This window comes from Methylomicrobium sp. Wu6 (genome assembly GCF_035916875.1).
In the GTDB taxonomy this organism is placed as follows: Bacteria; Pseudomonadota; Gammaproteobacteria; order Methylococcales; family Methylomonadaceae; genus Methylomicrobium.
The window spans coordinates 21,826-33,436 of record NZ_JAXUHN010000083.1 but is presented as its reverse complement, the minus strand read 5'-3'; the positions used below and the strand labels follow the sequence as shown (position 1 = coordinate 33,436).

Here is an 11,611-nt window from a genome sequence, read left to right as displayed (position 1 = left end):
ATGAAATACGAGTGGCTGCCATTCCAATCGTTTACACCTACCGAACTTGAGGAGGCTATCGATGAAATCGGCGCTGGTTTTGGCTCTCAATACCAATTTACTTTCTGCTAAGCACTTATGCCACGTCCAGCTTAAGTATTCAAGCGTAGTTTGTTGAAGTTTGGATAGGCGCGCATTTTAATCTAAATACCGCTGTTAAAAATTCGAACGCGCAAAAATCCTTTTAAGCCAACGAAATATACAAAATTGGCGCTCACTTAAGCAGGTAGTCAGAAAAATCCGATTAATTTTTAAAATTCAGCATGTTCGGCAATTTTTCCGATTTCAACTGCGGAATTTAGGTTTATTCCAATCCCAAAGCAGCCGCTAAACGCTCCCGGTTTCTTCTTCTGGCTGGTAAACAAGTTTTACATCCTGACCAGCAAAGACTCGGTTACCAAATATATAGTTGGTCTCGCCGTCTTGAATAATATCGCAGGTAACCCTAGTATAAACAGCCAACCCACATTAAAGAGCAATTAGCAATGACAACCCTCACGCCTTACGACGCCATCGGCGGCGAACAGGCCATCCTCAGTTTGGTCGACCGATTTTACTTCTATATGGACACCCTGTCCGAGGCGCAAGGCATACGCGCCATACACCAGCCCAATCTTACCTCCGCCAAAAACAAATTGTTCAAGTTTCTGTCCGGCTGGTTGGGCGGTCCCAATTTGTTCATCGAAGAATTCGGCCACCCGATGCTGCGCGCCCGCCATTTGCCGTTCGCAATTGGCGAATCGGAGCGCGACCAGTGGATCCTGTGTATGAATAGAGCACTGGCGGAAATGACCATGGATCCGCGGCTGAAAACCAATATCCAAAATGCTTTGCAGCAACTCGCAACGCACATGATTAATCAAGAGCCGGCTCAACAGTCCACGGCGGCAAGCTGAACGGGTTTTCGAGGTCCATAAGAAAACGTAGCCGAGGCGGCAAATCGATACCGCCCACACGATTGTCGGCCGTTTCGAGTTACAATACGCAATTCAAATAAAATCCAGGCCGGAGAACGAATTGGCCTGTTCCTTGCTCTGATCCCTGGTTTGAGGTGCTGCTGATGAAGAAATGCCCTGCTTGCGGTCTTCAAAACCCGCTGGACGAGACAAGATGCCCCAAATGCGGGAGTTATTATTCGAAAATCATCGAACTGATCGACCAGGAAGCCGCCGCCGAAGAAGAAAAGTCGTTTCGCGGCCAGTGTCGGCGCATCTTTCAGGCCGACAACGTCAAACTCGCGCTGAAAGCCGAATGCAAACGCCGGTGGGCGGAACTCGGCGGCCGGGCCAAATTTACCTTGTTCGTGATCTTCGTGTTTGTGTTTGCGCTGGTGGTTTCGGTGCTGTAAGGAGGCTCCCCGAATCGGACGCCTCTGTGTAATATTCTTTTTTTCTAATTTTTATGGAGTTTTGAATGCATCTGGTGACCTTGATAAAAGGCGACGGTATCGGTCCTTCGATTATGGATGAGGCCGTCAAAGTGATTGACGCATCCGGCGCAAAGATTCAGTGGGAAGAAGCGTATGCGGGCTTCGGCGCGCACGAAAAATTCGGCACGCCCTTGCCCGATGAAACGATGGCATCGTTCGATAAAACCCGGGTCGCCTTCAAGGGGCCATTGACGACGGTCGTCGGCACCGGCTTCCGCAGCATCAATGTCGCGTTGCGGCAAAAATACGAACTGTATGCGAATGTGCGGCCGGCCAAAAGCTGGGCGGGCATTAAAACCCGTTATGATGACGTCGATATCGTGATCGTCCGCGAAAACACCGAAGGCCTATACGCAGGGCTCGAACATTATTTGACCCCGAAAAAGGACATCGCCGAAAGTCTGGCAGTGGTAACCCGCAGCGGCTCCGAGCGGATCATCGACTACGCGTTTCAATATGCGCGTGAGAATAACCGCCAAAAAGTCACGGTCTGCCATAAGGCGAACATCCTGAAATATACCCAAGGCCTGTTTCTGGATGTGGCCCGCGAAACCGCGACGCGTTACCCTGATATTCAGTTCGACGAAAAAATCATCGATGCCGCCTGCATGCACTTGGTGATGAATCCTCAACAGTTTGACGTGATCGTTTGCACAAATATGTTCGGCGATATTTTGTCCGATCTGACCGCGGGCCTGGTCGGCGGCTTGGGCCTGATTCCGGGGGCGAATATCGGCAACGACGCGGCTTTGTTTGAAGCAGTGCACGGCAGCGCTCCGGACATTGCTGGTAAAAATCTGGCCAATCCAACCGCGGTGATCATGGCCGGCGCAATGATGCTGAGCCATTTGGGCGAACAGGAAGCGGCCGAACGGGTCATCAAAGCGGTCGAAAAAGTCGTGAACGAAGGCAAGCATGTCACGCCGGATTTGAATCCGCATTCGAAAGCGGGCACGATCGAGATGGGCAATGCGATCGTTGGCGCGATGGAATGAACACATCGGCCAAGCCGCTGTCACACTTAATCAATTGAATTGACGAAAGTATTTTTCCGGCCATAGAAGACGCGCCGCGACATCCCGAATAAGAGGAATCACTGATGCTTGAACAATACCGTAAACACGTTGCCGAGCGCGCCGCCGAAAGTATCGTGCCGAAGCCGCTCAATGCGCAGCAGACCGCCGCGCTGGTCAAACTGATCAAAAATCCGCCGGCCGGGGAGGAGAATTTTTTATTGGATTTGCTGGCGAACCGGATTCCGGCCGGCGTTGACGATGCGGCGTATGTGAAGGCTGGATTCCTCGCGGCTATCGCAAAAGGCGAGGCGGCCTCGCCGATTCTTTCGCCGAGCGATGCGACCCGCCTGCTCGGTACGATGCTCGGCGGCTACAATGTCGCACCGCTGATCGACCTGCTCGATCATCATGCCGAACTGGCCCCGATCGCGGCGAAAGCGCTTTCGCACACGCTGCTGATTTTCGATGCGTTCCACGACGTCCAGGCCAAGAGCGATGCCGGCAATGGCTATGCGAAACGGGTGCTTGAGTCCTGGGCCGATGCGGAATGGTTCACGGCTAAACCGGAATTGCCGACAAAATTGACCGTGACCGTATTCAAGGTGACCGGCGAAACCAATACCGACGATTTGTCGCCCGCGCCGGACGCCTGGTCGCGCCCGGACATTCCGCTGCATGCGAAAGCGATGCTGAAAATGCCGCGCGAAGGCATCACGAATGCCGAACAGCAGATCGCCGAGCTGAAGCAAAAAGGCTTCCCGGTCGCCTATGTCGGCGACGTTGTCGGCACCGGCTCGTCCCGTAAATCGGCGACCAACTCGGTGCTCTGGTACATGGGCAACGACATTCCTTACATTCCGAACAAACGCGAAGGCGGCGTCTGCATCGGCGGCAAGATCGCGCCGATCTTCTTCAACACGATGGAAGACTCCGGCGCGCTGCCGTTCGAATGCGACGTGACCGGCATGGCAATGGGCGACGTGATCGACATCTATCCCTACGAAGGCGTGGTCAAGCGCCACGGCACAGATGAAGTCGTCTGCCGTTTCGAGCTGAAAACCGACGTACTGCTCGACGAAGTCCGCGCCGGCGGCCGGATTCCGCTGATCATCGGCCGCGGCCTGACCGACCGGGCGCGGAAATCCTTAGGCCTGCCGCCATCGACCGTATTCCGGCGTCCGGGTACGGTTCAAGACAGCAGCAAAGGCTTCACGCTGGCGCAGAAAATGGTCGGCCGCGCCTGCGGCGTCGAAGGCATCCGCCCGAACACCTACTGCGAGCCGCATATGACCACGGTCGGCTCGCAGGACACGACGGGACCTATGACCCGCGACGAACTGAAAGACCTCGCCTGCCTGGGCTTTTCGGCGGATCTGGTGATGCAGTCGTTCTGCCACACCGCCGCCTATCCGAAGCCGGTCGACGTCGAAATGCAGCATACCCTGCCAGACTTCATCATGAACCGCGGCGGCGTGTCGCTCCGTCCCGGCGACGGCATCATCCATTCCTGGCTGAACCGGATGCTGCTGCCCGACACGGTCGGCACCGGCGGCGACTCGCACACCCGCTTTCCGATCGGCATTTCGTTCCCGGCCGGCTCCGGCCTGGTCGCCTTCGCGGCCGCGACCGGCGTGATGCCGCTCGACATGCCCGAATCGGTGTTGGTGCGCTTCAAGGGCAAGATGCAACCCGGCATCACGCTGCGCGACATGGTCAATGCGATTCCGTATGCTGCCTTACAGCGCGGCCTGTTGACGGTCGAGAAAAAAGGCAAGAAGAACGTATTCTCGGGCCGGATTCTCGAAATCGAAGGTCTGCCCGATCTGAAAGTCGAGCAGGCGTTCGAATTGTCCGACGCCTCGGCCGAACGCTCGGCAGGCGGCTGCACGATCCGTCTGAATGAAGCGCCGATCCGCGAATATCTGACCTCGAACATCACGCTCTTGAAATGGATGATTGCGGAAGGCTACGGCGACAAACGCACGATCGAACGGCGAATCAAGGCGATGGAGGATTGGCTCGCCAATCCTGTATTGCTGGAGCCCGATCCGGACGCCGAATATGCCGAAGTCATTGAAATCGACATGGATCAGATCAAGGAACCGCTCCTGGCCTGCCCGAACGATCCGGACGATATCAAGCCGTTGTCGGAAGTGGCCGGCACCCATATCGACGAAGTCTTTCTCGGTTCGTGCATGACCAACATCGGCCATTTCCGCGCCGCCGGCAAACTGCTCGAACAGCAAAAAGGCGAACTGCCGACCCGTCTGTGGGTCGCGCCGCCGACCAAGATGGACCAGAACCAACTGACCGAAGAAGGCTATTACGGCGCCTTCGGCAAGGCCGGCGCGCGAATGGAAATGCCCGGCTGCTCGCTGTGCATGGGCAATCAAGCGCGGGTAAAGGAAAACTCGACCGTGGTTTCAACTTCTACGCGGAACTTCCCGAACCGTCTCGGCAACGGCGCAAACGTGTTTCTAACCTCGGCCGAACTTGCGGCGGTCTGCTCGATTCTCGGCAAGATCCCGACGATTGAGGAATACATGCAGTATGCCGCGCAAATCGATAAATCGGCGGAGGACACCTACCGCTATCTTAATTTCGATCAGATCAAAAATTACCGGGAGAAAGCGGACAAGGTGGCGATAAATGCTTGACTCCCATTCCCGTTTACTTAGCATAAGAAATTTCTGAATCGGTTGATGATCGGGGGGTCAATCTTCGCTTGGCTCCTTAGTTCGCTCCATGCTTAAAAAAATCCTCAATAAAACCAAACCAGCCGCCGCCCCTCCCTTGCCCGACCTGTCCGGCGAACTGGAGCGGCGCTATTTCGCTCTGATCGACCAGGCGCATATTCAATACGACGCCGCGCAACACGGCGTACTGGCGCATTTGCAAGACCTGCTGAACGGCCTTATCGCCCACGCCTCCCACGACAACAAACCGGCCGCGCAAAAGCTTTTCTCCCCCCGCCCGGCTCGCTGCAAAAGTCTGTACATTTACGGCGGCGTCGGCCGCGGCAAGTCGATGCTGATGGAACTGTTTTACGAATCCTGTCCGTTCCCCCAAAAACGGCGCGTGCATTTCAATACTTTCATGACCGAAGTGCACACTTTCGTGCACCGCTGCCGGCAGCAAAAAATCACCGATGCGTTGTTGGTGCTCGCCGAACAAATTAGAAATTCGACGCGCCTTTTATGTTTTGACGAATTCCATGTGACCGACATTGCCGACGCGATGATTTTGGGCCGCCTGTTCAACAAATTGTTCGAACTCGGCGTCGTGACCGTAATCACCTCGAACCGGCACCCGAATGAACTTTATCAGGGCGGCCTGCAAAGGGAGCAGTTTCTGTTTTTCATTAAAGTCTTGCAGAACGAAGCCAACATTGTCCAACTGGCGGCCAAAAAGGATTTTCGTCTCCGCCATCTGCATGCGTTGCAGAAGGCCTATTACACTCCGCTGGACTCACGTGCCGACGCGTTCCTCCGGCAAAGCTATGACGAATTGACGCATTTTTCGGAAATGAAGCCGGTCGAGCTGCCGGTATTCGGCCGTACCGTACGCCTGGCTGCGGCGCATGGCGATGTCGCCTATACCTCTTTCGAGGAGTTGTGCGTGCAGCCGTTGGGCGCGGCCGACTATCTGAAAATCGCCGGCGAATTCAGCACGATCATCATGGCGAACATTCCGAAACTGACCGCCGCGTACCGGAATGAGGCCAAGCGCTTCGTGACCTTGATCGATGCGCTCTACGAACACAAGGTCAAATTGATATGCGCCGCCGAGGCGCCCGCCAGGGAGCTGTATACCGAGGGCGACGGCGCGTTCGAATTCGAACGCACGGTGTCGCGGTTGATGGAAATGCAGTCGGAGAGCTATCTGCGCAGCGAGCATCTTTGCGATGTCGAGCCGCGGGATCGATAGCGCTGGACCTCCGGGCCTAAATTGTCAATTAGGGGTCAATCAAAATCCCCAACACTCCTGCGATGCTTCGGAGAAAACAATTTCCTTGTAGCTTCTTTCCTTGGGAATCACCTCAGGTACTACGATGGGAGGAATACTGACACTCTTCGGCAAGGGGGGCTGATATTTTTCGGTTTCCGCATCGCCCGATGCCAAAATATGGTTTTGAATCAACCGGGCGCGCACCACGTGCCGGCTCAACCCAAGCAACCTCGCCGTAGCCAATTGATTGCGGCCGGTGTGCTTATACGCGGCTTGTAACAAGGCGTGTTCGACACGGGCATACAAATCCGGGTGTTCCTGCTCGCATAAGGTTTGCAAGACGCTGTCCAGTTTCTCAAAATCTCCCGCCTCGGACTCTACCGTTTTAGAAAAACTGAGCGCCTGAGAGAGATTTAAATCGGTCGGCGTAATGGTCAGATCGCGAGCCACCAACAAGGCGTGATGGATCGCATTTTCCAATTCCCGAATGTTGCCTGGCCAGGGATGCGTTAACAGGGCTTGTTTTGCGGCGGGGGAAATCGTGGTTCCGGGGCAGCCGAGACGCTGTCCGTAAACTTTTAAAAAATGCCGGGCCAACGGCAAAATATCCCCGGTGCGCTGCCGCAAAGGCAACAGATTCAATGCCGCCACATTCAGCCGGTAGTACAAATCCTCGCGAAACCGGCCGGCCATGACCGCCTCTTCCAGTTTGACGTTAGTTGCGGCGATCAAGCGTACGTCGATCGGCGTCGCCTTATGCGAACCGACCCGCACCACTTCGCGTTCCTGCAAGACCCGCAATAACTTGACCTGCATCGACTGCGGCAGGTCGCCGATCTCGTCCAGAAATATCGTGCCGCCGGAAGCGGCCTCGAACCAACCCTGTTTGGTCGTGACCGCGCCGGTAAAAGCGCCTTTCTCATGGCCGAACAACTCGCTTTCGATCAAGGTCTCCGACAAGGCGCAGCAATTGACCGCCAAAAACGGTCCTTTGCGTCTGGCGCTCAACTCATGGATGTGGCGGGCAACCAACTCCTTGCCGGTGCCGGTTTCGCCGATGACGAGTGCGTTTAATTCGCTCGGGGCAATCCGCTTGATTCGATCGAGCAGTTCTCTGGATTTTGGATCTTCGAAAACCAAGGCGGACGCCCGGATCGAGAGCGCCATCTCGGCGGGATTAGGAAAGGCAAGTAAAGACATAAGTAAAAACAGATCCCTTGAAGTTACAACAGGCTCCAAGATAGCATGCGCGTCTCAAGTTATAAAATGATCAAGATCAATATTTGTATGCCTAAATGTAATAATGATCCGATTTCCGGACAGATCCTGGCTTGTTGAGCCGGGATCTGCCAAGCGTCCGCCAATCCTCCGGCGTCAAGCCGCCTCGAGCGCCTGTTCCAGATCCGCGACAATGTCGTCGCTGTGTTCTATCCCGATCGATAAGCGCACCATGTCCTCGGTGACGCCCGCCTTGACCAGCTCTTCAGGAGACAGTTGCCGATGCGTGGTCGATGCCGGGTGGCAAGCCAGCGATTTGGCATCGCCGATATTCACGAGGCGGGTGAACAGTTTTAGCGCATCCTGAAAACGTTCTCCCGCCTTGCGGCCGCCTTTCAAGCCAAAAGTCAGAATGCCGGACGCGCGTCCGCCCATGTATTTATCGACCAGCGCTTTATCCGGATGGTCTTCGAGCCCCGCATAATTGACCCATTCCACCTTGACGTGGTTTTGCAGGTAGCGCGCCACCTTGACGGCGTTTTCAGAGATCCTGTCCATGCGCAGCGCCAGGGTTTCTATGCCTTGCAAGATCAAAAACGCATTGAAGGGCGAAAGGGCCGCGCCGGTATTGCGTAACGGCACGACACGGGCCCGGCCGATGTAAGCGGCAGGCCCCAGGGCTTCGGTGTAAACGACGCCATGATAGGACACGTCGGGCTCGTTCAGGCGAGGGAAACGCGCTTTATGTTCGGCCCAAGGGAATTTGCCGCTATCGACGATCACCCCGCCGATGCTGTTGCCATGACCGCCCAGATATTTGGTGAGCGCGTGCACGACAATATCGGCGCCGTGCTCGATCGGACGGCAAAGATAAGGCGACGGCACCGTGTTGTCGACAATCAGCGGCACGCCGTGGCGGTGGGCAATGGCGGCCAGCCGTTCAAAATCGGTCACGTTACCGAGCGGGTTGCCGACCGATTCGCAGAAAATCGCCTTGGTTTTGCCGTCAATCAGCGTCTCGAAAGCTGCGGGATCGCGATAATCGGCAAAACGCACGTTGATGCCGTATTGCGGCAGAGTGTGGGCAAAGAGATTGTAAGTGCCGCCGTACAGGGTGGCGGCGGAGACGATGTTGTCGCCGGCTTCGGCGATGGTCTGGATCGCGTAGGTAATCGCCGCCATGCCGGAGGCCAGCGCCAGCCCGGCGATCCCGCCTTCCAGGGCCGCCACGCGCTTTTCGAGCACGTCCGAAGTCGGGTTCATGATGCGGGTATAGATATTTCCCGCCACTTTCAAATCGAAGAGATCGGCGCCATGCTGGGTATCGTCAAAGGCGTAAGACGTGGTCTGATAAATGGGCACGGCCACGGCTTTGGTGGTCGGGTCGGGGCTGTAGCCGCCGTGTACGGCGATCGTTTCTAGTTTCATAGGCTTCAGGGTTGACGAGGTTGATGGAGTCTGTAAAGGGTCTGGTTTTCGGTTTTGATAACGGGCTTGGGGACACACGATGGCATCGTCAGTCTCGATGCGGCCTCGGCTCATCCGGCCTTGGCTTGCCACTCGACTTTTCCGGTATCGCCCACAGGGCTTAAATGGAACACCGGTTTGGCGCGTGTTTTTTCAGGGGCTTTTGCGACCGGCAACAAAGGGAACAGCAATTCGGCCACCCGGTAGGCTTCTTCCAGATGCGGGTAACCGGAGAGCACAAAGGTTTCGATGCCGAGATCGGCATATTCCTGCAAGCGCTTGGCGACCGTTTGCGGATCGCCGACCAACGCAGTCCCTGCGCCGCCCCGGACTAAACCGACACCGGCCCATAAGTTAGGGGCGATTTCGAGGTTTTGCCGGGAGCCTCGGTGCAGACTGTTCATCCGCCGTTGCCCCTCGGAATCCGAGCGGGCGTAGGCGCGTTGCGCGGAAGCAATCGCCTCGTCGTCGACATGGCGGATCAGCGCATTGGCCGCCGCCCACGCTTCGGCTTCGGTTTCACGAACGATGATGTGTATGCGGAGGCCGTAACGCACGACCCGCCCGGCCACTCTGGCGCGAGCTTCAAGATCGGCGATTTTTTTGGCCACGGCCGGCACCGGCTCGCCCCAGCTCAGATAGTGGTCGATATACTCGGCGGCCAGTTGATGAGCGGCAGGCGATGAGCCGCCCAAATATAACGGCAGACTCGGCGTCTGCGCGGGCGGAAAGGCCAGTTTCGCGTTATCGACCCGGATATGCTTGCCGGCAAAACTGACGGTTTCGCCCGCCAATAAGCGCTGCCAGACGGTCAAAAACTCGGCGGTCAGGACATAACGCTCGTCATGCGCCAGGAACAAGCCGTCGCCGGCCAGTTCAACCGGATCGCCGCCGGCAACGACATTGACCAGCAAGCGCCCGCCGGAAAACCGGTCCAGGGTAGCCGCCATGCGCGCCGCCACCGTGGGCGTGGTCAGGCCGGGCCGAACCGCCACCAAAAACCGTAACTTCTCGGTCGATTCAATCAACGAGGAGGCGACCACCCAGGAGTCCTCGCAGGTGACGCCGGTAGGGATCAGAACCCCGCCATAACCCAACGTATCCGCCGCCTGGGCTATCTGGCGCAAATAGTGCAAGTTCACTTCGCGCGCACCCTGAGCCGAACCCAGGTAGCGGCCGTCGCCATGCGTCGGTAAAAACCAGAAAACATTCACTTTTTTGTCTCCAAATTCATTATGGTCGTGCCCGGCATCCGCATTCATTTCGCACTCAGCGTTTCCCAGGGCAGATTGTCCAGATTCAGCAAATGCCCGAGCTTCTCGGATTTAGTGCGTAAATAGACGATATTCTCGCGGTTGGGAACAGGTTCCAGCGGCACGCGCTCGACGATTTTCAGCCGGTATCCCGCCAGTTCGCTGAACTTGGCCGGGTTATTGCTCATGAGCCTGATCGTCGTTACCCCCAAATCGCTGAGGATCTGGGCGCCGACATCATAGCTGCGGGAATCGATGGGCAAACCCAAGTCCAAATTGGCTTGTACGGTATCCCGGCCCTGATCCTGCAGTTCATAGGCGCGCAGCTTGTGCGCCAAACCTATGCCGCAGCCTTCATGCCCGCGCAGGTAAACCAAAACCCCGCAGCCCGCCTGTTCGATTTTGGTCAGCGCCATTTTGAGTTGATTGCCGCAATCGCAGCGCAACGAGTCAAGCACATCGCCGGTTAAACATTCGGAATGCACCCGCACCAGGACATTCTGCTGTCCCGTCACCTGGCCTTTGACCAGGGCCAAATGCTCGGAACCGTCGAGCACGGAACGGTAAACATGGGCGCTGAAAACCCCAACGGCGGTGGGTATCCTGGCTTCCGAGACGTGCTCGACCAGTTGTTCGTTACGGCGGCGATAGGCGATCAAGTCGGCGATCCGGATAAAGGGCAATTGATGTCGGCTGGCAAATGCCCGCAGCGCCTCGCCGCGGGTCATGCTGCCATCGTCGTTCACGATTTCGCACAACACACCGGCCGGATACAGACCGGCCAAGCGCGCCAGATCCCCGGCCGCTTCGGTGTGTCCCGGCCGCGCCAACACCCCATGCGGCCTGGCGCGTAAGGGAAACACATGGCCTGGGCGCGCAAAATTGTCGGAGGTGCAGGCGGGATTCGCCAAGGCCCGGAGGGTGGCGCTGCGGTCCGCGGCGGAAATGCCGGTGCTGGTGCCTTTGTTCAAGTCCACCGACACGGTAAATGCCGTGCCATGGGCATCGGTATTGCTCGCGACCATCGGCTCCAGATGCAGCGCCTCGACGCGCTCGCCCGGCAGGGAGACGCAAACGACGCCGCTGCTGTGCCGTACCAGAAAGGCCATTTGTTCGGGCGTGATTTTTTCGGCCGCGATGATTAAATCGCCTTCGTTTTCCCGGCTGGCATCATCGGCCACCACCACGAAGCCGCCGTTGCGGATGGCTTCCAGCGCCGTTTCTATTGTGTCGTAACTCAT

At 56.8% G+C, this 11,611-nt stretch carries 9 protein-coding genes; 5 read left to right on the top strand and 4 right to left on the bottom strand.

Annotation, left to right across the window (positions count from 1 at the left end; translation table 11 throughout):
- The first annotated feature begins 524 nt into the window (after positions 1 to 524).
- From U2W12_RS12740 to zapE, 5 genes are all read left to right on the top strand, one after another.
- A complete protein-coding gene (locus U2W12_RS12740; RefSeq protein WP_326501065.1) occupies positions 525 to 935 on the top strand; it encodes a group II truncated hemoglobin in 411 nt (136 codons plus the stop codon).
- Positions 936 to 1,099: 164 nt separating this feature from the next.
- A complete protein-coding gene (locus U2W12_RS12735; protein ID WP_326501064.1) occupies positions 1,100 to 1,387 on the top strand; it encodes a hypothetical protein in 288 nt (95 codons plus the stop codon).
- A 65-nt stretch (positions 1,388 to 1,452) separates the two neighbouring features.
- Positions 1,453 to 2,463 carry an isocitrate/isopropylmalate family dehydrogenase gene (locus U2W12_RS12730; RefSeq protein WP_326501063.1) on the top strand — a complete coding sequence of 337 codons (1,011 nt, stop codon included), beginning with the start codon at positions 1,453 to 1,455 and terminating at the stop codon, positions 2,461 to 2,463.
- 104 nt (positions 2,464 to 2,567) lie between these two features.
- Positions 2,568 to 5,141, top strand: coding sequence for a bifunctional aconitate hydratase 2/2-methylisocitrate dehydratase (gene acnB / locus U2W12_RS12725; protein WP_326501062.1), 2,574 nt, complete (start codon positions 2,568 to 2,570; stop codon positions 5,139 to 5,141).
- Positions 5,142 to 5,229: 88 nt separating this feature from the next.
- Positions 5,230 to 6,411: a cell division protein ZapE gene (gene zapE, locus U2W12_RS12720; protein WP_326501061.1), complete on the top strand. Its 1,182-nt coding sequence runs from the start codon at positions 5,230 to 5,232 to the stop codon at positions 6,409 to 6,411.
- A gap of 39 nt (positions 6,412 to 6,450) precedes the next feature.
- On the opposite strand, the gene U2W12_RS12715 is transcribed toward zapE, so the two are convergent.
- The 4 genes from U2W12_RS12715 to U2W12_RS12700 all read right to left on the bottom strand — a co-directional run bounded on the left by U2W12_RS12715 (position 6,451) and on the right by U2W12_RS12700 (position 11,611).
- On the bottom strand, positions 6,451 to 7,632 hold the full coding sequence (locus tag U2W12_RS12715) for a sigma-54 dependent transcriptional regulator (RefSeq protein ID WP_326501060.1): 1,182 nt from the start codon (positions 7,630 to 7,632) through the stop codon (positions 6,451 to 6,453).
- Between the two features lie 174 nt (positions 7,633 to 7,806).
- Complete coding sequence (locus U2W12_RS12710; RefSeq protein WP_326501059.1) at positions 7,807 to 9,078, bottom strand: bifunctional O-acetylhomoserine aminocarboxypropyltransferase/cysteine synthase; 1,272 nt, start codon at positions 9,076 to 9,078, stop codon at positions 7,807 to 7,809.
- Between the two features lie 110 nt (positions 9,079 to 9,188).
- Positions 9,189 to 10,331 (bottom strand): FMNH2-dependent alkanesulfonate monooxygenase, encoded by a 1,143-nt coding sequence (gene ssuD, locus U2W12_RS12705; RefSeq protein WP_326501067.1) that lies wholly within the window; start codon positions 10,329 to 10,331, stop codon positions 9,189 to 9,191.
- A gap of 44 nt (positions 10,332 to 10,375) precedes the next feature.
- Positions 10,376 to 11,611: a bifunctional 3,4-dihydroxy-2-butanone-4-phosphate synthase/GTP cyclohydrolase II gene (locus tag U2W12_RS12700; protein ID WP_326501058.1), complete on the bottom strand. Its 1,236-nt coding sequence runs from the start codon at positions 11,609 to 11,611 to the stop codon at positions 10,376 to 10,378.